General features: G+C 58.5%; 23 protein-coding genes. 18 read left to right on the top strand and 5 right to left on the bottom strand.

The window, feature by feature from the left end; translation table 11 throughout:
* Nucleotides 1–29: 29 nt before the first annotated feature.
* The 6 genes from ACQ4WN_RS21620 (at nt 30) to ACQ4WN_RS21645 (ending at nt 8,556) form a co-directional block, all read left to right on the top strand.
* Nucleotides 30–2,114: a glycosyltransferase gene (locus ACQ4WN_RS21620; RefSeq protein ID WP_436553376.1), complete on the top strand. Its 2,085-nt coding sequence runs from the start codon at nt 30–32 to the stop codon at nt 2,112–2,114.
* Between the two features lie 15 nt (nt 2,115–2,129).
* On the top strand, nt 2,130–3,608 hold the full coding sequence (locus tag ACQ4WN_RS21625) for an oligosaccharide flippase family protein (RefSeq protein WP_436553377.1): 1,479 nt from the start codon (nt 2,130–2,132) through the stop codon (nt 3,606–3,608).
* Between the two features lie 34 nt (nt 3,609–3,642).
* Nucleotides 3,643–4,722, top strand: coding sequence for a glycosyltransferase family 4 protein (locus ACQ4WN_RS21630; protein WP_436553378.1), 1,080 nt, complete (start codon nt 3,643–3,645; stop codon nt 4,720–4,722).
* The gene (locus ACQ4WN_RS21635) at nt 4,712–6,271 is read left to right on the top strand and encodes an MBOAT family O-acyltransferase (RefSeq protein ID WP_436553379.1); all 1,560 of its coding nucleotides are present in this window, start codon (nt 4,712–4,714) and stop codon (nt 6,269–6,271) included. Before ACQ4WN_RS21630 ends, ACQ4WN_RS21635 begins: the two co-directional genes overlap by 11 nt.
* 2 nt (nt 6,272–6,273) lie before the next feature.
* Nucleotides 6,274–7,464, top strand: coding sequence for a hypothetical protein (locus ACQ4WN_RS21640; protein WP_436553380.1), 1,191 nt, complete (start codon nt 6,274–6,276; stop codon nt 7,462–7,464).
* 87 nt (nt 7,465–7,551) lie between these two features.
* Nucleotides 7,552–8,556: a 2-hydroxyacid dehydrogenase gene (locus tag ACQ4WN_RS21645; protein WP_436553381.1), complete on the top strand. Its 1,005-nt coding sequence runs from the start codon at nt 7,552–7,554 to the stop codon at nt 8,554–8,556.
* On the opposite strand, the gene ACQ4WN_RS21650 is transcribed toward ACQ4WN_RS21645, so the two are convergent.
* Nucleotides 8,545–8,907 (bottom strand): TfoX/Sxy family protein, encoded by a 363-nt coding sequence (locus ACQ4WN_RS21650; RefSeq protein ID WP_436553382.1) that lies wholly within the window; start codon nt 8,905–8,907, stop codon nt 8,545–8,547. The genes ACQ4WN_RS21645 and ACQ4WN_RS21650 overlap by 12 nt on opposite strands.
* A 98-nt stretch (nt 8,908–9,005) precedes the next feature.
* On the opposite strand from ACQ4WN_RS21650, the gene ACQ4WN_RS21655 reads away from it, so the two are divergent.
* Nucleotides 9,006–9,239, top strand: a complete 234-nt coding sequence (locus tag ACQ4WN_RS21655; protein WP_436553383.1) for a hypothetical protein — start codon at nt 9,006–9,008, stop codon at nt 9,237–9,239.
* The gene (locus ACQ4WN_RS21660; protein ID WP_436553384.1) at nt 9,236–9,697 is read left to right on the top strand and encodes a MepB family protein; all 462 of its coding nucleotides are present in this window, start codon (nt 9,236–9,238) and stop codon (nt 9,695–9,697) included. The genes ACQ4WN_RS21655 and ACQ4WN_RS21660 overlap by 4 nt, the downstream gene beginning before the upstream one ends.
* A gap of 54 nt (nt 9,698–9,751) precedes the next feature.
* On the opposite strand, the gene katG is transcribed toward ACQ4WN_RS21660, so the two are convergent.
* Nucleotides 9,752–12,013: a catalase/peroxidase HPI gene (gene katG, locus ACQ4WN_RS21665; RefSeq protein ID WP_436553385.1), complete on the bottom strand. Its 2,262-nt coding sequence runs from the start codon at nt 12,011–12,013 to the stop codon at nt 9,752–9,754.
* Between the two features lie 267 nt (nt 12,014–12,280).
* Nucleotides 12,281–13,150, bottom strand: a complete 870-nt coding sequence (locus ACQ4WN_RS21670) for a TIGR02285 family protein (RefSeq protein WP_436553386.1) — start codon at nt 13,148–13,150, stop codon at nt 12,281–12,283.
* Nucleotides 13,151–13,216: 66 nt separating this feature from the next.
* Here ACQ4WN_RS21670 and ACQ4WN_RS21675 point away from each other — a divergent pair, with 66 nt between their 5' ends.
* Complete coding sequence (locus ACQ4WN_RS21675) at nt 13,217–13,711, top strand: DUF6691 family protein (RefSeq protein ID WP_436553387.1); 495 nt, start codon at nt 13,217–13,219, stop codon at nt 13,709–13,711.
* 209 nt (nt 13,712–13,920) lie between these two features.
* Here the strand turns inward: ACQ4WN_RS21675 and ACQ4WN_RS21680 are convergent, their stop codons facing one another.
* On the bottom strand, nt 13,921–14,232 hold the full coding sequence (locus ACQ4WN_RS21680) for a helix-turn-helix domain-containing protein (protein WP_305051989.1): 312 nt from the start codon (nt 14,230–14,232) through the stop codon (nt 13,921–13,923).
* 143 nt (nt 14,233–14,375) lie between these two features.
* Here ACQ4WN_RS21680 and ACQ4WN_RS21685 point away from each other — a divergent pair, with 143 nt between their 5' ends.
* The 9 genes from ACQ4WN_RS21685 (at nt 14,376) to ACQ4WN_RS21725 (ending at nt 22,907) form a co-directional block, all read left to right on the top strand.
* Complete coding sequence (locus ACQ4WN_RS21685) at nt 14,376–14,639, top strand: hypothetical protein (protein ID WP_436553388.1); 264 nt, start codon at nt 14,376–14,378, stop codon at nt 14,637–14,639.
* Nucleotides 14,640–14,661: 22 nt separating this feature from the next.
* Nucleotides 14,662–14,988 (top strand): hypothetical protein, encoded by a 327-nt coding sequence (locus ACQ4WN_RS21690; protein ID WP_436553389.1) that lies wholly within the window; start codon nt 14,662–14,664, stop codon nt 14,986–14,988.
* Nucleotides 14,989–15,053: 65 nt separating this feature from the next.
* Nucleotides 15,054–15,278, top strand: coding sequence for a hypothetical protein (locus ACQ4WN_RS21695; RefSeq protein ID WP_436553390.1), 225 nt, complete (start codon nt 15,054–15,056; stop codon nt 15,276–15,278).
* Between the two features lie 357 nt (nt 15,279–15,635).
* Complete coding sequence (locus tag ACQ4WN_RS21700) at nt 15,636–17,153, top strand: virulence factor TspB C-terminal domain-related protein (RefSeq protein ID WP_436553391.1); 1,518 nt, start codon at nt 15,636–15,638, stop codon at nt 17,151–17,153.
* Complete coding sequence (locus tag ACQ4WN_RS21705) at nt 17,150–17,437, top strand: DUF2523 domain-containing protein (RefSeq protein WP_436553392.1); 288 nt, start codon at nt 17,150–17,152, stop codon at nt 17,435–17,437. Before ACQ4WN_RS21700 ends, ACQ4WN_RS21705 begins: the two co-directional genes overlap by 4 nt.
* Before the next feature lie 15 nt (nt 17,438–17,452).
* The gene (locus ACQ4WN_RS21710) at nt 17,453–18,370 is read left to right on the top strand and encodes a zonular occludens toxin domain-containing protein (RefSeq protein WP_436553393.1); all 918 of its coding nucleotides are present in this window, start codon (nt 17,453–17,455) and stop codon (nt 18,368–18,370) included.
* The gene (locus ACQ4WN_RS21715; RefSeq protein ID WP_436553394.1) at nt 18,367–19,620 is read left to right on the top strand and encodes a type II secretion system protein GspD; all 1,254 of its coding nucleotides are present in this window, start codon (nt 18,367–18,369) and stop codon (nt 19,618–19,620) included. The genes ACQ4WN_RS21710 and ACQ4WN_RS21715 overlap by 4 nt, the downstream gene beginning before the upstream one ends.
* A gap of 238 nt (nt 19,621–19,858) precedes the next feature.
* Complete coding sequence (locus ACQ4WN_RS21720; RefSeq protein WP_436553395.1) at nt 19,859–20,953, top strand: rolling circle replication-associated protein; 1,095 nt, start codon at nt 19,859–19,861, stop codon at nt 20,951–20,953.
* Between the two features lie 493 nt (nt 20,954–21,446).
* Nucleotides 21,447–22,907: a DUF8370 family protein gene (locus ACQ4WN_RS21725; RefSeq protein WP_436553396.1), complete on the top strand. Its 1,461-nt coding sequence runs from the start codon at nt 21,447–21,449 to the stop codon at nt 22,905–22,907.
* A 222-nt stretch (nt 22,908–23,129) separates the two neighbouring features.
* On the opposite strand, the gene ACQ4WN_RS21730 is transcribed toward ACQ4WN_RS21725, so the two are convergent.
* The gene (locus ACQ4WN_RS21730) at nt 23,130–23,444 is read right to left on the bottom strand and encodes a helix-turn-helix domain-containing protein (RefSeq protein WP_436553397.1); all 315 of its coding nucleotides are present in this window, start codon (nt 23,442–23,444) and stop codon (nt 23,130–23,132) included.
* Nucleotides 23,445–23,804: the final 360 nt, after the last annotated feature.

Genomic DNA, 23,804 nt, shown 5'->3' on the forward strand with positions numbered 1-23,804 from the left:
TGTCATGGTAAGACCAAGGAGGCATGTCCTTGTTGACCGTTCTCATGGCGACCTACAATGGTGCCGGCACCTTGCCCCAGGTATTGCGCGCCTACATGGCGCTGCGCGCGCCCGTGGGCGGCTGGCGTCTGGTTATCGCCGACAATGGCAGCACGGACGCGACGGCCCGGGTGATCGCCGCCTTTCGCGGCCGTCTGCCCTTGCGTTCCGTGTACGTGGCGCGGCGCGGCCGCAGTCCCGCCCTGAACGGGGCCATCGAGCACGCCTTGCGCCAGGGCGGCGATGGCAGCGAGCTGTTCGTGTTTGGCGACGACGACGCCATGCCCGCACCCGACTGGCTGTGCCGCTTGCAGGACAGCGCGCGCGGCCACCCCGGCTATGCGCTGTTCGGCGGCGCCATCGTGCCCACCTGGCGCGAACAACCGGCCCACTGGCTGCTGCGCCTGACCCCCGTTGGCTTGACGTGGGGCATCACCAGCCCCGATTTGCGCGATGCGCCCATCTATCCGGGCCTCGTGTGGGGCGCCAACATGGCGATTCGCCGGCGCATCTTCGAGGCGGGCGCCCGCTATGATGAAAGCATCGGCCCGCAAGGGAGCAATTACGCCATGGGCAGCGAAACCCGGCTCAACCTGGAGATGCATGCGGCCGGCAATCCTTCCTGGTTCTGTCCGCGAGCGAGGGTGGCGCACATCATCCGCCCACAGCAAGTGCAGCGCGCCTGGATACTGCGCCGCGCCATGCTGTTCGGCCGGGGCCAATGCCGGCTGGCCACGCTCGCGCCCAGCGTGGAGTTGCTGGGTGTGCCCCGCTGGATGCTGGGCAGATACGTGCGCGAGTCGCTCGGCGCTGTGCGGGCATGGCTGCGGCGCGACCACGCCGAGCTGTTCCTGCGCCAGTGGGAACGGGCCTGGCTGCACGGTTTTTTCCATGAAGCGTGGCGGGGACGGCGCAAACGCCTGCCGCGCATCGTCATCAGCAGTTATTCGGGCGAGCTGGGCGGCATGGAGCTGCGCATGGCGCAAGAGGCGAAGGTGCTGGGCGAGAGCGGCTATGACAGCGTGCTGGCGCTGCGGCGCTTTCCCGGTTTTACTGCCTGGGCGCAAGGCTTGCGGGCAAGGCAGATGCAAGTGCGCGTGTATGAACCGCCCTTGTTTCTCGAACACTGGGCGTGGCGCCGCTGGAATTGGCTGCGCTCCAGGCTGACGGGCGCGTGGCGGCTGCGGCGGCTGCGGCCCGACCTGGTCCACGTGGCCTTTTGCTGGAACAGTTATGGCGCTTCCATCCTGTGGCTGGCGCGGCAGTGCCGCCTGCCGGCCGTGATCAGCGTGCACAATGCGTTTCCGCTGGAAACCTTCAGCGAATGGCAGCGGCCCCGCTTGCAGGAGGCGTTTCACAGCGTCAAAGGCGTGTATGCCGTGTCGGACTCGGCCATGCGGCATTTCCTCGACCTGTACCGGGACATGCTGCCGCCCGCCGCGCGGCTGGCCGTGATCCCGAACGGCGTCGATACGGACACCTTCATCGTCTCGCCCGAGCGGCAGGCGCTGGCGCGCAAGCAACTGGGGCTGCCACCGGACTCTCTGGTGCTCGGTTGCGTGGCCAGATTGTCCGCGCAAAAGCGCCCGCAAGCGCTGCTGGCCATGTTTGCCAGGCTGGCCGCGCAGTTTCCCCACTTATATTTGGTGCTGGTGGGCAGGGGGCCGCTGGAAGCCATGCTGCGGCTGCAGGTTCAACAGGCGGGACTGGAGCAACGCGTGGTGTTTGCCGGCTTCCAGCAGCGTATCGAGTTGCTGATGCCCGCCTTTGACCTGCATGTGCTGCTGAGTAAAAACGAAGGCTTCGGCATCGCCACCATCGAAGCCATGGCCTGCGGCGTGCCGGCCGTGGGGACGGATGTGCCAGGCACCCACGATATCTTGCACGATAGTGAAGGCGGCTTGCTGCTGCCGCTCGACGACGAGCACGCCGCCTGCGCGGCCGTGGCGCAACTGCTGCTGGACGCGCCCTGGCGTGCCCGCATGGGACGGCTGGCGCGCGAGGAAACCGTGCAGCGCTATTCGATGCCGCGCCTGCAGCGCCAGTTGCGCCAGTTCTATGCGGGCCTCGTGTAGGCGCGGGCGGCCCGCATGAGCGCCACCCGCCATTCATTTTTCTTTTCCTTCGCCGAAAAATATACGGTGCTACTGCTGGGCATCATCGCCACCATGGTGCTGTCGCGCCTGTTGACGCCGGCCGAGGTGGGCGTATATTCGCTGGGCGCCGTGCTGGTGGCGCTGGCGCAAGTGGTGCGCGACTTTGGCGTGGGGCAATACCTGACCCAGGAAAAGCAGCTCGATGCCGTGAAACTGCGGGCCGCTCTGGCCACCAGCCTGCTCGTCGCCTGGCTGCTGGCGGTTCTGGTGCTGCTGGCCAGCGCGCCGCTGGCGCAGTTCTATGGCGAACCACGGCTGACCCTGGTGCTGCGCCTGCTGGCGATCAATTTCCTCTTGATCCCATTCAGCGCGCTAACGTTACCCATGCTGCGCCGCCAGCTGCGCTTTCGTGCCATCTACGCCATCAACGCGGCCAATAGCGTGGTCAACCTGCTGGTGGCCGTGCTGCTGGCGCTGCATGGCTATAGTTACATGAGCATGGTGTGGGCGGCGCTGGCCGGCTCCTGCGCTTCACTGCTGGTGAGTCTGCTGGTGCGGCCTGGCGAGCTACCGTGGCTGCCGGGAAGGCGCGGCATGGGCGATATCGCCCGCTTTGGTGCATATGCGACGGGCGGCGGCCTGGTCGACGAGGCGGGCGTGGCGGCGCCGGACCTCATCATCGGCAAGCTGATCGGCATTGAAAGCCTGGCCCTGTTCGGCAAGGCGCAAAGCGTGCTGAATATTTTCAACCAGGCCATCACCAGCGCCATCTCGCCCGTGGTGTTTCCATTGTTCGCGTCGCGCGCGCGTGAAGGTGGGGGCCAGGGCGGGCAGGGCGGGGCCGAACTCGTGTATCTGCGCACGATCAGCTACATGACGGCGCTGGCCTGGCCTTTCTTTCTCTTCCTCGCCTGCATGGCTTTGCCCTTGGTCAAGGTGCTGTACGGCGCGCAATGGATCGGCTGTGTGCCCTTGATCCGCATCATGTGCCTGTCGTCTGCCGTGTATAGCATGTTCAGCATGGCCCGTTACCTGTTCGTGGCGACGGGCCAGCTGCATGCGCAGGTGCGGCTCGATGCCTGCGCTGGTGGTATCAAAGTGGCGCTGCTGCTGGCTGCGGCGCCGTTCGGCCTGGTAGCCATGGCCTGGGCCGTGGTGCTCAGCAACGTGCTGCGCAGCTGGCTGAACTACGGCTGCCTGCGGCGCTTGAGCGCACTGGACTGGCGCATCCTGGCGTGGGCCTTGCGCAAGAGTCTGCTGCTCTGCGGCGTCAGTGCCGTGGCGCCCGTCGCTGCGCTGCTGTGGCTGCCAACGGAAACTCCGGCGCTGCTGGCGCTGACGGGCACGGCGCTGGCCAGCTTGCTGTGCTGGCTGGCCGGTCTGTTCCTGTTGAAACATGAGCTCGCCGGCGAGTTCCTGTTGTTGCAACGTCAGGTGCTTGGCCGCTGGCTGGCAGTCAAATCACCGCACTGAACCGCCAGCGGCGCGGGCGCACGAAAGGATGACCATGCGTGTCGGTATCTTGTCCTACCCGATGCTGTTCCAGCGCGACGGCGGCTTGCAGATCCAGGTACGCGAAACCATTGCCGCGCTGAACCGCTTGCCCCAGCTACCGGCACGCCCCCTGGACGTGCAGCTGGTCGACGCCAACCATGAGCGGCTGGCCGATTTCGACGTGCTGCACGTGTTTTCGGCCAACAATGGCACTTACCGCATCATGGAAATGGCCAGCGAGCAAGGCGTGCCCGTGGTGCTGTCGCCGCTGCTGTCGCCCGGCTGGGGCCGGGCAAGCGCCTGGCGCGCGCGGCTGGCCGACCGGCTGGCAGGGCGCCTGACGCAGTGGATGGTGCAAACGAGCTACGCGCAGACGCGGCGCGCCTTGCAGCTGGCCGACGTGGTGATCGCCTTGGGCGAGGCCGAGCGCGATGCCATCGTGCAAGGTTTCGGCATGACGGCCGACACCATCCGTGTCCTGCCGAACGGGATCAATCCGCATTTCTTTACGGCCAATGGCGACCTGTTCCTGCGCGAGACGGGCATCGCCGGGCCGTTCGTGCTGATGACGGGCAGCATTTCAGTGTATAAAAACCAGCTGGGACTGGCGCAGGCGCTGGCAGGCGCCGGCTTGCCCCTGGTGCTGATCGGTGCCGCGCCGCGCGAACAGCAAGCGTACCTGCAGCTGCTGCTGGACTTGCCGCACGTTAGCTGGCTGGGCGCGCTCGACCACGCCGACCCGCTGCTGGCCAGCGCCTACCATGCGGCGGCTGTGGCGGCCTTGCCCAGCCAGGGCGAAGTATTTCCCTTGAGCGTGCTCGAAGCGCTGGCGGCCGGCATGCCGGTCGTCATGACGGCGCAAAGTGCGCTGGACTTGCCCGATTCCGCGTTCGCGCTGCGCAAGGTGCGCTGGGACGATGGTCTCGCGCAGCGCCAGGCCATCGTCGAACTGCTGGCGCTGCCGCCCGAGCGCTGCCGCGTGCAAGCGCTGGTGGAACGTTTTACCTGGGAACGGGTGGCCGCGCAGATTGCCGAGTGTTACTACCAGGCCCAGTCCCAGTCATTGACTGCCAGGAGGCAACATGCTGTTTAATTCCTTCGCCTTCCTGTTCGGCTATCTGCCCATCGTGCTGGCGGGCTATTTTGTGCTGGACCGCTGGGCGTCCTGCGCCGGTTGGCGCCTGGCGCCAGCCGTGTGGCTGGCGCTCGCCTCGCTGTTCTTCTATGCCTGGTGGGACGTGCGCTACCTGCCGCTGCTGCTGGCGTCCATTTGCATCAATTATGCCGCCGGGCGCCTGCTGGGGGCCAGCTCGGGCGTGGCCCGCAAGCGCCTGCTGCTGGCGGCGCTGGCGCTGAACCTGGGTTTGCTTGCGTACTACAAATATGCCAATTTCTTTATCGGTAGCGTGAATGCCGTCGCCGAGCTTGCTGGTGCTGGCGCTGACAGCCTGCCGTTGTCTGGCCTAGCCATCATCCTGCCGATCGGCATCTCGTTTTTCACCTTCACGCAGATCGCCTTCCTCGTCGATTGCTACCGGGGCGAGGTGCGCGAATACCGTTTCATTCATTACGTGCTGTTCGTCAGCTATTTTCCGCACCTGATCGCCGGCCCCGTGCTGCACCACCGCGACATGATGCCGCAGTTCGCCGCCCCGGCCAACGCCCACCCGCGCGCCGCCAATTTCGCCATCGGCCTGTCGATTTTCACCATCGGCCTGGCAAAAAAGGTGTTGATTGCCGACAACCTGTCGCCACTGGCCATCCCCGTCTTCGCGGCCGGGGCTACACCCACCCTGATCGAAGCGTGGATCGGCGTGCTGGCCTACACCTTCCAGCTGTATTTCGACTTTTCCGGCTATTCCGACATGGCCATCGGCCTGTCGCGCCTGTTCGGCGTGAAATTGCCGCTGAACTTCAATTCGCCATACAAGGCCGCCAATATCGCCGAGTTCTGGCGCCGCTGGCACATGACCTTGTCGCGTTTCCTGCGCGACTATCTGTATATTCCCCTGGGCGGCAGCCGCCACGGCGAAACCATGCGCTACCGCAACCTGATACTGACCATGCTGCTGGGCGGCCTGTGGCATGGCGCCGGCTGGACCTTTGTCATCTGGGGCGGCTTGCATGGCTTGTACCTGGTGCTGCAGCAGGCCTGGCAGAGCATGTTTGGCGCGGTGCGGGCGCGCCGGTGGCCGGGTTGGTGGTCAAGCTTCCTGACCTTTCTTGCCGTGATGCTGGCCTGGATCTTCTTCCGCGCGCCCGACGTGGCCACGGCCTGGGATATCGTCGGTGCGCTGGTGGGCGCGAATGGCGTGAGCTTGCCGCGCGCCCTGGCCAGCCACGCGCTCAGCCTGGCGCAGTGGGGTCTGCATCCGGCCTTCGACGGCATCCGCTGGATCGAACTGGCGGGACCGGGCTTGCCCGTGTTGCTGGGCGCCATGGTGCTGGCCTTCAGGGCGCCGAACACGCAAGAAATTTTCTTTCTCTACGAGCCTGCCATTGAAAGAATATTTCAACCGCAAGGTCGCTGGGCCTTCAACTGGCGGCCCACGCGCCGCTGGAGCGTGGGCTTTGCCGCGCTGTTCGTCGCCTGCATCTTTGGCATGAACCGGGTCACCGAATTTCTCTACTTTCAATTCTGAGCATGGAAACCAACGCCCGCCGCTACCTCGCCATCTTTTGCGCCTGCGTGCTGGCCGCGCTGGCCCTCGTTTCAGCCGTGAATTACCGCGTCGATCCGTATTTGCTGCACCAGTGGGACACGCCCCTGGTGCAGCGCCTGCGTCCCACGTATGAAAAGCTGGCCGTGTGGGGCAAGACGTATGCAGTGGCGCGTTACCGGCCCGCCGTCGTCTACATCGGCAACTCGCGCACGGAAATGGGCTTGCCGACAGGCGTGCGTGCCTTGTTCGATGGCAAAAGCGTCTTCAATAGCGCCGTCTCGGGCGCCTCGATTGGCGACGCCATCTTGCTGGCCGAGCACGCGGCCAGGGTCAGCCAAGTCGACACCATGGTGTGGGGCATCGACGCGCCCTCGTTTTCCCTGGAACAGGGTTCGGCCGGCGTGGAGCCGGGCCTGACGGAGGGCGGCCCCGCCTTTTTCGCGCGGCGCGCCTTGCTCAACATCAGGCGCGGCCTGAGCCTGGACATGACGCGCGACACGTGGCGCATCCTCAGCGGCAGTTATGACGGCGCGTGCCTGTCCAGTCTGGCCCTGCACGGCCAGCGCGACCAGTCCTGCATCACCAGCCGCAACCATGGCTGGGCTGGCACGGCGCGTGCGTTCACGCCGCGCTTGCAGGAATTCGGCGACGGCCTGGGGCCGACGCTGCCCGCGCTGCAAGCCTTCGATGCGAGCGTCGGCAAGCTGTGCCGGAGCGGCACGCGCCTGCGCCTGTACATCAATCCCACGCATGCGCTGACGCTCGACGCTCTGTACTGGCGCGGCAAGTGGGACGCCATGCAACAGTGGCAGCGCGACCTGGCACAGATGGCCGGGCGCTACCGGCGCCAGGGCTGCGACGTGCGCGTGTACGATTTTTCAGGCTTCAACAGCATCACCAGCGAGCCGATCCCGCAAGTGACGGGCGCACGCGAAATGCGCTACTACTGGGAAGCGTCGCACTACCGCGACAATGTGGGCCACTTCATCCTGGCGCGCCTGTTCGGCGGCGCGCCACGGCCGCCGGCGGACTTCGGCGTCGAGCTGACGGAAAGCGGCATGGTCGCCCAACATGCGGCCATGCGCGCCGAGCGCGAACGCTACCATGCGCAGCACGCGGATGAGACGGCGTACCTGCGCCATGCCTTGACCTTGCCCCGCGAGCCCAAATAGACAACCAAGGACGCCAGGCGTACGCCGTGGGGCAGGGCGCTTGCGCTATGATGTTGTTTTGCCATTCAGCAAGTTCCAGGATTCTCCATGAAAATCGCCTTCTTTGCCAGCCAGCCCTACGATCGCCGCTTCTTCGATGAAGGCTTGCCGTCCCAGCCCGACTCCGCCGGCATCGAACTGGTTTACCACAGCGCCTTGCTGAGCCAGGAAACCGTGGTTCTGGCGCAAGGTGCCGAGGCTGTTTGCGTGTTCGTCAACGACGTGCTTGACGCGCAAGTGCTGGAATCGCTGCACGGCTACGGCGTGCGCGCCATCCTGCTGCGCTGCGCCGGCTACAACAACCTCGACCTGGAAGCGGCGAAGCGCCTGGGCCTGTTTGTCGCCCGCGTGCCCGCGTATTCGCCGGAAGCCGTGGCCGAGTACACCCTGGCCCTGGTGCAAACCCTGAACCGCCACACGCACCGCGCGTATGCCCGCGTGCGCGAAGGCAATTTCTCGCTGGACGGCTTGCTGGGCGCCACCTTGCACGGCAAGACGGTGGGCATCGTCGGCACGGGCAAGATCGGCCTGGCCACGGCGCGCATTTTCAAGGGTTTTGGTTGCACGGTGCTGGGCCACGACCCGTATCCGGCGCCCGCGTTCGCAGAACTGGGCACGATGGTGGAATTGTCGCAGCTGCTGGCCGAATCCGACATCGTTTCCCTGCATTGCCCCCTGATGGAAAGCACGCGCCACATGATCAGCGAAGCAACGCTGCCGCTGATGAAGAAGGGCGCCATGCTGGTGAACACTTCGCGTGGCGGCCTGATCGACACGGGCGCCGTCATCGAAGCACTGAAATCGCGCCAGCTGGGTTCGCTTGCCATCGATGTGTACGAGCAGGAAAGCAATCTGTTCTTCCAGGACCGCTCGTCCGACATCATCGACGACGACATCTTCCAGCGTTTGATGACCTTCCCGAACGTGCTGGTGACGGGCCACCAGGGCTTCTTTACCATCGAAGCGCTGCGCGAGATCGCCGCCATCACTTATCACAACCTGGCGTGTTTCCGTCAGGGCCAGGCGTGCGAAAACAGCGTATTAGATGGCTGACGCCGGTTTTTTAGGCTTGGGCGGCGGCTTGGGTTTTGGCAGCGGCAAGGCGTCCGCCGTGCGCCGCGCCAGCTGGCTCAGCCAGTCGCGCTCGTCCCACAGCCCGCCATCGATCAAAAAGTAGGGCTTGGCTTGCGGGTAGGGCGGCGCTTCCTGCAGCGTGCCTTGCGCGCTGATCCAGGCGCGGCCCGCGTCCGTCGGCTTGATGAACAGCTGGTCGTCGGCGACGATGGCGAACATCTTGCCGTCGCAATACAAGCCATATTCGCCAAACATTTTTTTCGCGTTGACGCTGCCTGCGCCCGCCATCTGGTCAAGCAAAAAATCCACGGTGCCTTGCTGTGATGCCATGTTGTCCTCCGTTTGAAAGAGCAGTGTAGCGCACTGGCCAGGAGTCGCCGGCGCGGCTACACTAAGGCCATTGATTTTTTTCGCAGGACCTATTTCCCATGACTCCCGAGCATGTTATTCACCGCGGCATCACCATCGCCACCCTCGCATCGACTCAGGATGTGGCAGCCTACTGCGCGCCGGGCCAGACGGCCATCCGCGAGCAGGCCGACGGCTGGTGGCTGTATTTTGTCGATGAAGATGGCAAGGTCGACGGCTACGACAGCCCGTTCGCCAGCCACGCCGAGGCGCTGTGGGCGGCCAAGGCCGCAGCCGAGTTCAGTGCGCAATGAAGGCCAGCCCATGGGCTTTCCTGGGCTTGCCGCAAGCGCCCGTGCCGGAAGCGGAAAGCGCGGACTATGGCGCTTGCCGTGCCGAATTGCATGGCCAGCGGCTGCTCTTGCGCATGGCGAAAACCACGCCGACGAAAAGCGGCCAGTTCGTCACCGTCTGGAAGCGCCCCCATGCCGATGCCGAGATCGCCCCGCTGGATGAAGCGGACCCCGTCGATGTCGTCATCATCGCCGTGGGCGACGGCGCGCAGCATGGCTTCTTTGTCTTTTCCCGTGCCGTGCTGCTGGAACGGGGCGTGATGTCGCGCGCGGGCAGTGGCGGCAAGCGCGCGCTGCGCGTCTATCCGCCGTGGTGTGTGCCTGAATCTGGCCAAGCCCAGCGCACGCAGCACTGGCAATCGGCGTGTTTTGTGGCGGCGGACGATCAGCTGCGGCTGGAACAGCTGTGCAGGCAGTGAGACGTCGTGCGAGTGAACGGTCCGCAAGCTGGGCGGACCGTTTCATTCAATTGCTTAATTCACAGAAGGGGCCAAATTCGTGTCGAAACGGTCGAGGTTCATCACCTTGGTCCATGCAGCCACAAAATCGTGCACAAACTTCGTGGCCGCATCGGCGCTGGCGTATACCTCGGCGATTGCGCGCAGCTGGGCGTGCGAGCCAAATACCAGATCGACGCGCGAGGCGTTCCATTTGTGCGCGCCCGTCTTGCGATCACGTCCCTCGAACCGGTCCAGGGTGCGCGAAACCGGTGCCCACTGCGTATTCATATCAAGCAGTTCGACAAAAAAGTCGTTGCTCAAAGCGCCTGGTCGCTGGGTGAGCACGCCATCCTGGCTGCCGCCGACATTCGTGTTCAGCACCCGCATTCCGCCAATCAGCACCGTCAATTCTGGCGCCGTCAAGGTCAGCAATTGCGCTTTATCGACCAGCAGCACCTCGGCAGGCACACTGTAATGCGTCTTCAGGTAATTGCGGAAGCCGTCGGCAATCGGTTCGAGTGGCTCGAATGACTGCACATCCGTTTGCTCTTGGGAAGCATCCGTGCGACCTGGGGTGAACGGCACGATGACCGCGTGGCCAGCATTCTTTGCTGCCTGCTCGACGCCAACATTGCCTGCCAGGACGATCAGGTCGGCCAGCGATATGTACTTGCCGCCGGTGTTGAACGCCTGGGCAATCTGCGACAGGATGGCGAGTACCTCGCTGAGCTGTTCCGGCTGGTTGACAGCCCAGTCCTTTTGCGGCGCGAGGCGAACCCGGGCGCCGTTTGCGCCACCGCGCTTGTCCGAGCCGCGAAAGCTCGATGCCGAAGCCCACGCCGTGGCGACGAGCTGGGCAACCGTCAAGCCCGATGCCTGCAGCTTTTCTTTCAGCGCCGCGACGTCCTGCTCATCGACCAGAGCGTGATCGACGCCGGGGACAGGATCTTGCCAAATGAATACTTCTTTTGGTACTTCGGCGCCAAGGTAACGCGAACGCGGGCCCATGTCGCGGTGGGTCAGCTTGAACCAGGCGCGCGCAAATGCATCGGCGAACTGGTCCGGGTTTTCAAAGAATCGCCGGGAGATTTTTTCGTAAGCCGGGTCCATGCGCAGCGCCAAGTCAGTTGTCAGCATGGTAGGGCGATGGCGTTTGCCGGCGTCATGGGCATCCGGGATGAGTCCGTCGCCGCCTTTGGCGACCCACTGGTGTGCGCCAGCCGGACTCTGCGTCAATTCCCATTCGAAGCCGAACAAGTTCTCGAAATAATTGTTGCTCCACTGCGTAGGCGTGCTGGTCCACGTCACTTCCAGGCCACTCGAGATGGTGTCGCCACCTTTTCCGGTGCCATAGCTGTTGGCCCAGCCCAATCCCTGCGCTTCGATATCGGTTGCTTCAGGTTCAGAACTGACGTGTTCTGCGGCGGCGGCGCCGTGGGTTTTGCCGAAGGTATGGCCGCCGGCAATCAGCGCGACGGTTTCTTCATCGTTCATCGCCATACGCGCGAAGGTGTCACGGATGTCGATGGCAGAGGCGAGCGGATCTGGCTTGCCGTCCGGACCTTCCGGGTTGACGTAGATCAGTCCCATCTGCACGGCGGCCAAGGGATTTTCGAGATCGCGCGTATGTGGCACTTCGCTATCGTCGTCTTTCGGCAGCACGGCGTTGACCTGGTCGACTCCGGGCGAACCTAGTGAGTAACGCACGTCGCCGGCCAGCCATTTGTTTTCCCGGCCCCAGTACACATCCTGGTCCGGTTCCCATACGTCCGCCCGGCCGCCAGCGAAGCCCAGCGTGTGGAAACCCATGCTTTCGAGCGCCACGTTGCCGGTCAAAATATACAGGTCGGCCCAAGAGATGTGCTTGCCATATTTCTGCTTGATGGGCCACAGCAAGCGACGTGCCTTGTCCAGGTTGACGTTGTCGGGCCAGCTGTTCAGTGGTGCGAAGCGCTGCTGGCCACGGCCGGCACCGCCGCGGCCATCGCCTGTACGGTAGGTGCCGGCGCTGTGCCATGCCATGCGTACAAACAGACCGCCATAGTGCCCGAAGTCGGCCGGCCACCAATCCTGTGAATCAGTCATTAAGGCGGTGAGATCCTGTTTCAACGCTGGCAAATCGAGCGTTTTGAAGGCCGCAGCGTAATCGAATTCTTGCGACATCGGATCCGATTTCGACGAATGCTGGTGCAGTAAATCGAGGCGCAACTGCTGCGGCCACCAATCCCGGTTAGTCGTGCCTGCACCCGCTGCAGCATTGAAGGGGCATTTAGCTGCTGTTTTTCCTGTACTCATCGCTGATCCTGTCTCTAAAAAAAGTCGGGAGAATGCAACATGGTTCGAAATCGAACTACATACGTCGAGTATAAGCACCAAAGATTGATTCTTAAAATTAATTGTTTTTATTGAATCGGTAGGAATTAACTATGATTCATGCTGTTCATTTGGGAACAATGTGCGGGTGGTCATGATAGCGCGCTTGAACGTGGCAGCATGAGTCCGGCTATGCTGGGCATGGAAAAATCCGTCTTTCGCTCAACAATGCGATAGCAGTCTGCATGTTTACGGGCCATCGAGAGGCAGCATCGGTGTTTCGCGCCGCCGGTAGAACACACCGAATTGATCTGCGTAGCGTCGGCGTGTATCCTGGCTCAGCCAGGCTTCCACGCTGTGACGCATCGCCTGCGCCCCGTCCCGGGTCCCCAGAATGCCGTCTATCTTTCGTGCCGTCGCCTTGCCCCAAGCCGTCTTCGGGCAGGCGAAGCCGAACTTGACTGGTTCTACATTGTTGGCGATGGGGAAGCTGCGTACCCCGGCCAGTTTATGGTTACGGCTTTGGTAATAAGAGAGGATGAAATCATAGTCGATCGTATAGTCGACGCGCTTGAGCAGCATCATCGAGAAGATCGTTTCGCCGTAGTTGTTGATCGTGGTCAGCGTGAGCGAGGCGTCAGCAGGCCGCTGGCGCAGCATGTTGTCGAGCGGCTTGCCGAAACTGCGCTTTTCACTGATCAAGCCATGCAGTTCGTGCATAGAAAGCAGCAGTGGCAAATCGACTTCCTGCCTGGTGAGCGGCAGGGCGCCCGCCACCTCGGAGCGCGCCAGCAAATGCAAGGGAGGCAGCATGCCTGTTTCGACAATGTAAGCGACTTTCAGTCGCTCGGGATTGATCAAGGCGAAGGAATAGCAGGCAGGCAGGCCAGCTTTCAACATGGCCCAGCTGCGTTTCAAATTGGCGTAGACGAAGCGGTGCTCGACCTCGGGCCAATGCGCGGCTACGTAGGCGATTTCTTTGTCGATAATTCCGGCCCCTGGCTTGTCATTGCTGCGTATCGATATCGGGGGCAAATCCGGAATCAGCCAGGTCATCACGGCTTGCTCTGCAGAGACGTCGTGCAGGGTCAAACTCATTGCCAGCAAAATCCGACGCATTTGCGCTCCATAGTCGAGGGTGTAACACTATTATCACCACAGTTAGGGCTAAAAGCACGGGATAGGATGAAATTTTTAGGAAAAAGAGCGAAACGGCAAGGCTTGCGGTGCTGTCGCGGTATTGATATTAAGGAGATATTTTTCCGCACTGGCACCAAGTCCTTTGCCTGGGACGCGCTGCATGAATTGATGGGTAGAGCGGTTGACGAGATAGAACTCAATGCAATTCGCGAGCCACGATTAACGACTTCCGGCATCAGCGGCGTGCATGATTTGCACACACGTAAATCGGGTTCTCAATCTGATGACGCATATCGATCCATGGCGGCGACCGGATCTGGATCACAAAATTGCGTCGCCGTCGGCCACGCTGGAAAAGGCTGGATGATATGTGGCTCCACCCAGGCAGTGGAGGACTGGCAGCTGCGATTTGGAATCGGATGGGGACTGGCTGGCTATTTCCCCGGTCCGGCAGTGGCGTCGCTGGCGTCAGGAGGGATCAAGCCGCTCGTTTTCTTCGTCCCCATGCTCCCGGGCATGGGGATCTTCGCGCTTGCATAGCGTCTGGATACTCGATAGATCAGACTGCATTCTCGACACTTGAACGGACGCCAGATCAAGTGAAGAGAAGCTTTCTGGCGCTGCTCGATTTGGCGGTATAGCGGGCGGACTCTCTCGCGTGAGTATTCAAAATGCTGGGGGCGTACGAGGGACGGGGATGATGCTAAATGCTAAATGCTAAAAGTACCTTCCACTCCCTCTCTATGATTTTACATAATATAAAGAACTAGCATAGTTGCAGTGCCTATTGCCATAGAGAGGAGGGGAGTGATTTGTACAAAACCTCCCTGTAACTTAAAGTTCTTCGACTTCAAATTTCGTTGCTCTTCGGCTAGAGCAATGAATGCTTCTCCAGGCTCCACGCCCGCCTCGATTGCAATCTTTAGGGCAAGATCATAGTCAGGCAATCTATTGCCCTGCATATACCGCGCTAAAGTTGGCTGCGGTACACCCCACGTTCTCGCCATTGAATTGACGGAACGCCCCTTTAGTGCCATTTCTATCAAGTCAGAATATTTCATAGAAATTATCCATTTCAGTTATTCCGTTCGGAGTACTAACGTGTATTAGTACGACCGGTATAGCTTTTCGCCTAGTACGCTTCTTCATCCTAGCACATTCGTAGATATTTCAAATCGCTCTAGTGGGCGAAATTGGGGGCAGCATGGCTAGCCAATTTGTCTTGAGTGATGACGCTGTGAACGAATCCATTTTGGCGCTCCTGTCGCGCCGTGCCGAAGGGCAGGAGCAGCTTGCTCTTCTTCCTTTGCTTCCAGCGGACCTCACGCACCAGATTGACCTGCAACTTGCAGAGATAGCAAAGCTCGATGCCGTGATTGATGAGCTTTCCCGCTATCAAGCTTCCTCGATAGCAGTGCGGTTACTTCTGACTTCTCACGCCAATCCGGCATTTCATCAATCGCTCTAGCGGGCGAAAAAAGGGGCAAGCCATGAAACACACTATCCAGATCCTGCACATCACTCAAGTCGCTGGCCGTTCCAAAAAAACGGGCAACGATTACGACATGAGGATGGCGCAGTGCATCGTGCACAAGATCAATCGCGCCACCAATCTCGTTGAGCCGCTCGTCGGTGAGCTGCTGCTGCCAGAAAAATTCAAGGACACAGTACCAGGCACGTATGAGGTGGAATTCGACGTTGCCATTTCCCGGGATAAGCGTGTGGGTGCCGAAGTGTTCTCCATCGAAGCAATCAAAGATGAGCCGCAACGGCCATCGCATCGCCACACATCGAGCGCGCCGGCGGCAGCCACCTAATCAACTTGTTTTACGGCATTTTGCCGAATCGCGCCGGCGAACTCCGGCATAGAAGGGGAGTCATCATGTTGAAGAAACACCTGTCGTTGAAAAAGGTTGCTCCTGCGGTGCTGACAGCAGTACTTTCCGTACCTGCTTTCGCGGCCGTTGATACCGCAGCCATGACCGCTGGCATTACCGAAGCGCAAACGGCAATTCTCGCCGTGATCGGCGCGCTGATTGCCTTGAGCGTCGCCATTTTTGGCGTGACCAAGGTGTACTCGTTCATCAGCAAGAAAGCAGGCGGCTAACATGTCTTACCAGGTCGGGCCGTGGTGTTACGCCTCAACAGCAGACGCTGCGGCCGCTGCCTGTGCTTCTTTTCCACCCGCTACTATCGTTCTACCTGACGGTAGCGGGATTCAAACCGCCAGCTGTACGGCCGCAACTCCGGATGGCGCACTAATGGTCCGCATCACAACTACCTCCATGACCGGCGCGCCTGCTGTTAGCGTCTCCGCTGTCCATCGCATCGATTTTCCTCCTTGCCAGAACGGCACAATCGTCAGTGCAGGCCTTCAAATATTTGCTGCCATATTGAGTGCTGTGGTTCTCTGCTGGTGCGCCTATCAAGTTCGCTCCTTTATCGACTGGTCGAGGGCTGAAAAATGAAAACTATTAAAATCGTTTCTGTAGTTTTAATGGCACCACTAGCGCTCTGGCTGTCGTCTGCAAATGCAGAGGTTTCGCTGTTAAAACCATCTAATGTGGCTGGTCCATACTCGGCTTATTTTCCAGCTGCTCAGACTGGCTTTGCTATTACAAGCGGTTCTACTGTGGGGACAGGTAATGGCATTTCCTTGACTACCAGCGGTGTCGCTACTGCTGTTAAAAACGGTACCAAGTTTAATATTCCAGTGTCGTTGACAACGAATATCTCTAAGGCGCATGTCGCAAAAGCTGCTGTTGGAGCCTTTAAAATTGCGAAGGGGTTAGCTGGCCCTGTTGGGATGGTATTGACTGCATTTGAAATTTACAATCTTATTAAGGATTCCGGGTTGACCCCGTGTGCTGCACCTGATTTCTTTTGCTCTACTGGTGCTGGTACCGTGGTTGATCCCTCTAGCGGGTCCTTTTATGTCATTGGCGCAGTTGGCCAGTTTCGCACTCCTACCGCTGCCTGCGAGTATGCACTGAGTCTTAACCCTGGTTGGGGAACTGGGATGCAGATGTTTACTGATACAGCGGGTAATGCTTGGTGTGGTACCAAAGTGCCTCTACAGGATCGCGCTCAAGTCGTTAATTTTCAAGTTGTCTGTCCTTCGGGCGCCACCCTCAGTAGTACACGTGGTTGTGTCAGCGATAGTAGCGGTGCTAGCGCTCCGGCCTCTGATGCTGACATCGAAGCAAAATTGAATGCCTCTCTTGCTAATGCCACTACTGGCGCTGCAACTGCTAAACGTGCATGGGATGCTGCCCAAGCAGTGAATGCCGTTGCACGTGCCAACGGTAAACCGCCTGTCTCAGCGGATGTAATGGTGCCGCCCACGTCGCAAACCACCATGACTGCGCCGCCTGTCACTACACCCCAGGTAACAACCTCTACTCAGCAGTACACTGATGCTAACGGTGTGCCTCAGACGCGTACCAGTCAAGAATCCAGCACCATCACGCCTGTGCAATCGGGTAACGGTAGTGCTACTAGCATCAGCTACAACGTGCGTAATGTGACAACTACAACGGTAACTAACAACACTGGTCAATCAACGTCGAACCCGCCTTCCACCAGCACAACAACAGAAAATACTGGTCTCTCAATCCCATCTGATTCTGCAATTGATCTTCCAACTGACTACAACCGGGAGGTCACCCAGCAAGCGATTGCCGCAGATATCAAAGCCATGCGTAACGCTTGCCAGGACAATCCGCGTAGGGCAGGTTGTGCCGAGTTTGATGTGCCGCCCGTTGCTGAGGCCATTCCTCGAAAAGAGGTGCCGATCAACTACACGCCAACAATATTTGCCTCGTCCGCCACCTGTCCGGCGCCCATCAGTTTTGATATGTACGGTGCGCGTCAGATCGCTTTTACGCCAATGTGCGACCTTATGACCAAGTTACGGCCGCTGTTTCTCGCCTGTGCCGCTGCCGGCGCAGCGCTGATCTTTATGCGAGGGTTGAAATCATGACGCAAATCGCTGCTTGGCTGTTGGCCTTGATCGGCCCCTTGGTCGTCAAGGCAATTATTGCCCTGGGCTTTACCGCAGTGGTTTTTACTGGCGTGACCGCATTGGTTGATCAGCTGATCGCGTCGGCACAAGCCAGTTGGTCGACTATTCCGCTGGCCGTCCTGCAACTGTCGTCGCTGTCTGGCATTCCTGAATCCTTAGGTATGCTGTTCGGGGCGTATGTGGCGCGTGTGGCCATGTGGGCCAGCGTCGGCGCGGCACGCTACGTGCTGAAATCCAGCTGACAGCCGGGATGCGCCATGATCGAGCTAAACACTGGCGTGCCCGGCTCGGGCAAAACGCTCTCCATGGTTCAGCAACTGGCCGCGCTTGTGGGCCGGTGGGAGCGCCATCCTGAAGAGGCCCGGCCGATTTTCGTGCACGGCATCCCTGAACTATCCCTTCCGCATGCTGCCATGCCGCTGCTCTCCGTCTCCGTTGGGCAGTTGGGACTATCGGAGGTCATCCCGGATTGGCAAGCCATGCCCCATGGCTCCCTCGTCATTATCGATGAATGCCAGTGCGCGTTTCCGCCACGCTCCACCCAATCAAAACCGCTGCCGCATGTGGCGTGGCTGAACGTCCACCGGCACAACGGTTTCGATATCTGGCTGACCACACAGCATCCCAAGCTTATGGACGGCTCCGTGCGCGCCCTGGTCGGCAAGCATAAGCATTTCCGCCGCCTGTTCGGTGGCCAGCGCGCCATGGTGTACGAATTTGATGCGTGCAATGACGGTCTTGGTGGGCTCAAGAACGCGGTCAAGAGTTACTGGGCCTATCCGAAAAAGGCCTATACCTGGTACAAGTCGGCCGAAGTCCATACCAAACAGCGCTTCCGCTTGCCGATATGGGTATTTATCCCCGTGCTGGCCGTGGCCCTCGGCGTTGTGTTTGTCCCCCGCGCTTATTCCGTTCTGACGCACAGTATTAGCGGTAAAGGTCTGCACGACCCTGCGTCCAGCGCGGCCACGCCAGCAACTGTCGCGCCGATGGCCGATACGCGCACCTTTTCTACCACCGTCACCGCGCGCGGCTATTTCAATCATGGGGGCGCGATTACCTTGCTCCTTTCAGACGGGCGGGTGATTTTCCAGCCGCAGCAATTCAAGGTTTTCCCGGGCGGGTATGAGGCGCAAATCGCGCCAGACTTATGGGTGAGGGGAGGTGTGCAATGAATCGACTGCTCAAGGTTCTGCTTTTGCCAATGATTTTTCTTGCGGCTTCGCTGCCCATTGCGGCGCAGCCGCTAGGACCGTCCACCATTACCCTTAATTTTGCCGCGGTGCCTGTTGTAGCCTTTATGCAGGCGACATATAAAAACATGCTGATGCGCGACTATGTGATTTCGCCGGAGGTGTTGGCCCTTGATAGGCAATTCAGTATCAACATCAAATCCCTGCCCGTGGAAGAGGTGCCCGCGTTTGTCGATGGGCTGCTGAGGGCGCAGGGCATTCGAACCCGTATCAAAGACGGGGTGTATTACCTGGAAATGGCGGCTCCCAGTGTCGATAAAGCCGCGCCCGACTTACCGCAAGCGGCCCTTGCTTCCGCGTCTGCCGCTGCCTCACCGCCTGAACGCGACGGCGCCGCCTTCGATGTGGTCGAGCTTTATGCGCCGCGCCACCGCCCCGCCGAATTCCTTGTCGCTGCTCTTAATGCGGCCTTTGGTGCGCCGTATGCGCGGCTGGCCGGTGTCGTCGTGGCGCTCTCCGTGCCCGCCGCACGGTCGGCCGATGCGCGCCGCCTGCTCGAAGCGCTCGATGAACGCGGCCGCACCGTCGAGGTATCCGCATCGTTTGTCGAGGTGCTGCGCTCTGACTCCACCTCGCGGGGCCTGTCGCTGGTCGCCTCCACACTGGCCTCTCGGTTTGGCGCGGCATTCTCTACGTCCACCGGTTCGCTGAGCGTGTCAGCGGGCGGCTTCCAGTTGGTGCTTGACGCGCTGCGTGCTGACGGCCGCTTTAAGCAGGTGTCGAATTCGCGTGTCCTGGGCGATGAAGCGGAACACTTGTTGCTGACAGTCGGGGATGAAACTCCCACTATCGCCAGTTCGGGCCGCGACAATCAGGGCAACGCCGTGCAAAACATCGTCTACCGGCCATCGGGCGTGATTCTCGATGTGACGCCGCGTGCCGCTGGCCCTGGGCGCTTGTCGCTGGCCGTCGATGGGCAAGTATCGTCCTTTCAATCCACGGTCAATGGCGTGACGGGTTCGCCCACGCTGCTTAAGCGCCAGGTGAAAACCTCCGTGACCATAGCCGATGGTGAAGTGGTGATTATTGGAGGCCTGGACGACACGCGCTCGACTATGGCGCACAGCGGATTTTCCTTTCTGCCGCGCTCCTGGGGCGGTGGCACGTCTTCCGACTCACATACAGACCTGGTGCTTATCCTCAGCGCCCGCGTGGCGTCCGCGCTCAATTAGCGGCCTGGGATGGCCTTGACAGTACAAGCGGCCCGCAGGGCGGGCAAAATCTTTTGTGCGTCAGGAATCGGCTGTGGAGGTTGGGGTAACAGCCCATTGACTGAGTGGGTATGTGATGCGGCTGGCCCGCATAGTTTAAAAAGTTTTAGCGGGCAGACTTTAGCGCTATTTATTTCTCAGGTGTCACACGTCGAATACAGGCCCCATTCATGAAGACAACATTATCAACAGGCAACGAGTGGCGGTCGCGCTGCTTGCAGCGGCGGCCGCCGCAAGGCGGCCTAAATTTATATTAGGGACACTTAAGCACACAACAGGAGATTCGGCACTTGCAGTAAAGAACTTGATTCTGTTTTTCCATAAAAAAACTCCAAGCATCGGCAAAATGCTTGGAGCCTTCGATAAACCTGCCACACAGGAGTACCGAATGAGTGAATTAGATGATGAAAGCACGATTTCGTCAATAGATTTCTCTACTGCTGAGCAAGATATTGATACAAGCAGGCCCGACTATTGGAACGATGATGGTATTAAGAATACCTGGAACGATACCTATACTGCACGACGCCGTGTATTTCCAGACGGACAGTGCGAAGTTACTGTCGTCAAGGAACGTTTCTTTATCGGTCCAGCGCTGCAGCGCAAACCGCAGGCGAAACGCGGCGAATCGAGCCAGCGCGAGGCGAATGACGATGATGCGGGCAGGCGCGCAAAAAAGAATGTGCGTCTTTGCTGCAAGCAAATCGGCGCTGATCGCATGGTCACATTGACCTACAGAGAAAACATGTTGGACCGCGAACTTGCATTAAAACACTGGAAGGCGTTTTGTCGAAAGCTTGGTAAGCATAAACAATTTCATTATGTAGCGGTCATTGAGGAGCAAGCCAGAGGTGCCTTGCATTTTCATGTGGCTGTCGCCGGAAGGCAAATGTATGCGCTGCTGCGCTCCATCTGGCAAAGCATCCTGGGGCGCGGCCCGAACGGTGAACAGATGGGCCAAGTCCACGTTCGCGACCCGCACCGTTTCGGTTTCGGCGTGGCCGGAGCGCACAAGATCGCCAGCTACATAGCAAAGTACTGCGGCAAAGAAATGCAGTGCAGGGCGCTTGACCAGAAACGCTACTTCCGCTCCAGGGGCATCGTGGTGCCGGAAGTCGATGTATGGCGGGTGCCGTTTTGTACAAACATGCTGCGTGCTGCGCAGGTCGCATTTCAGGCGCTATCAGGTCATTGCATGGACGGCCTACAGACCTGGTGTAACAACAATCTAGGCGTCGTGTTTCTGGCGACGGCCCCGGGATTGCCACAAGTGGTGGACGATTGTCCGTTCTGACAGTTACTCCACCTTGATTGATGAGGAGGAGGGACGTGATATGGCAAATTTTGATGCTAATACACTGCGGGTACTTGAGCAAATTGAGGATGAATTTCGCAATCAGTACTGGATAATTCGAAATTCCAGGCGGACTAACTGGCGGGCGGTGAACCGCACGAGGATGCTAGGCGATTTTATGTACATGCTTGGGGTGCCGAAATGGGCGGTGCAGCAGGCGCGGTATTGCTTGCGGTTGCGGGTCTGTGAACGCTGTTTTAAAGATGAATGCCGTTGTCATGCGTTCTGCGTAAGAGCTAGACGTGGCGATTTTGAGTGATCAATTTAACGATAATAGTGTTAAAGGTTGATGTTGTTTTCCTTGAATGTATTGGTGCTATAATATTTTTGTCAATTGGGATGTGATTTTTTTGTCCCGACTGTATCTGTGCGTGTCGCCTCTGTGAGGTGATCGCTTTGCGTTCGCAAAGTAAGGAAAACATTCAAGGACAGTATGCAGATCAGCAAAATATTCAATCTTAAAAAGACTCAGGCCGAGCTAGATTTTGTGGACATTGATCCCGAGCGCGATATTCAGCTATACATCGACTCACAGTTGATTGGGGCGTCCAATCATGCATTTGCAGATCGTTGTCATAATACAATTTCAGACTTTTTTTCGTTTTTTTTGGAGCTTATTCAACAGGGTGAGCAAGAGAGAGCTAGAGAACTATTTTCATATCTTTCCGAACCAAATGAGACTTGCCTTGGATCATCGAAAGGCAAACCAAAAGGGCGCGGGGTTGGCGATGAACAGGCTGGTGAAATCTTTGAAAGTATCATGGCGAGTAAGGCTATTGTGACCGGTGTACTTCACGATCTAGAGGATTTTCGTATTTTCGTTCATGGTGTTGGGCCGGATAAGGTATCTGACATGACGACCAACATCATTAGGAAAAATTTGATCGAGTATACCCAGAGTCAATGCGAACTTCATGGTATTCCAATGATAGACGGCATAGCCACAAATCCGTGGTGGAATGCGGATACTCGACAATGGGAAAGTTCGCACGAGACGATGTTGGTTATAGATGACGAGCCTATTCTTCTCGTTCCAAAGAGTCTTGTTTCCCGGGGAATTGCATTCGATTTTGATAGATACCATCGACACTTCGTGTTGAACTTTGTAAAAATCCAGGAGATTGCATCCAATGGTCCTCATGTTCGTCACAGGAAAGCAAAAAAAGGGCAGGAGGTTGGTGACTCCTATGTAACAAAAAAAGACCTAGCAAAATTCGTTGTACCACCGAACAAAGATTATGTTGCGGAGTTCACCGCAAAACATCCAAAAGTCTTTAAGGATTTTAAAGATTTCACAAAAGGAAATGCGAAACCGCTGGATAACTCTGAGTTGAATTCGACGACAAACATAGGTGATTTGTGCGCATACCTGATTCAAACATTGATAAATACACCTGTTGGTGCTGAGGATGCTGGAAATTATCACAGTTTGATTGTCGGAATATTGGAACTCATATTTCATCCGACGCTCTCTTGTCCGAAGAAAGAGGTTGGCATTAACGATGGTCGAAAACGTATTGACATTACATTTGATAATGCTGCGCGAAGCGGCCAGCTTTTTGATTTGCATCAAATAAAGAAGGTGGCTTGTCCTTACATTATGATCGAATGTAAGAATTACGGTCGCGAAATAGGAAACCCGGAACTGGATCAACTTGCGGGGCGTTTTACGGTTAATAGGGGTAACTTTGGGATGTTACTGTGTCGCTCCGTGGAGAATTATAAACGCCTAATTGATCGGTGCCGCGACCTTTGGAAGGACAAACGAGAACTCATTATCCCGGTACTTGACGACGATCTCGTCTCGATACTGCAAACCAAGGCTCTTGCTCCGACGGACCGTCCAGAGGAAACGTTCTTGGCGGACAGGATTCGGGAAGTAATGCTTGCATGACGTAGTTAAGCAATGAAGAGAAGATCTCGATGTGTAGGTGAAGAGGATTGATGTCGTGTGCAGCCCCTGGGAGTCTGGATTGTACAAATTTCCCGGGGACTAATACTTCATAGATGTGCGGGGCGGCACTTGGGAAATGCCACTATAAGTATCTGTAACCTCCGCTCTTCATTTGACATAATATAAATAGCGCGTCATTTGCTGCTAAAAAATAATCTGTTGCTACCGGGGGAGCGCAAGGCTCCGGGCCGTTTTAGCGTGTGGCAACAGTGTGAGAAAACCCTCGAAAATCTCCTGCCAAGCAGATCGCTCCTGCGGCGTCTTGGCGCGTTCACGGTGCATATCGAGCAGAACAAATCCAGCATGAATGCCAAGTAACTTGGCAATTTTCAAGGCAGTTTCGTCATCCATGTGGCTTCGGCCGGCGCGGTATCCGTAAATTGTTGACGGCGTAATTTTGAGCGCCTTCGCAAGCGCATAGTCGCTATCAACACCCAGGCGAGTCTTCGCCGTGTCGATGTATTCAATGGTGTTCATGTGAGCTTCCCAGGGCTTTCCCAGCCGGATGGCAGGTATAAGCGGAATGTACATCAAGCGTCTCGATATAACAACCATCGAGACACTCACTTTATCGAGCACTTGACTATATCGATCATCTCGATATAGAGTCGCACCTGTCGAGCGGTAACTCATCGCTCCCCAGGCAAAGCCGCACCACGCGGGCCGCTTGACTCCTTTGCCGGGGATGCACAACAGCCTGGGGAGGCCAGTATGGGCAAAATGTCAGTTACACAAAATTACAAAACAGTCACATTTTCAATTGAGCAGGTGTTCGCAATCATTTTTGCGCTGGAGGCCCGTCAGCAAGAATTGGCGATGCGCTCGGCGTGTGTGGCT

Origin of the sequence: Janthinobacterium pasteuri, assembly GCF_051380775.1 — a bacterium.
In the GTDB taxonomy this organism is placed as follows: Bacteria; Pseudomonadota; Gammaproteobacteria; order Burkholderiales; family Burkholderiaceae_D; genus Janthinobacterium.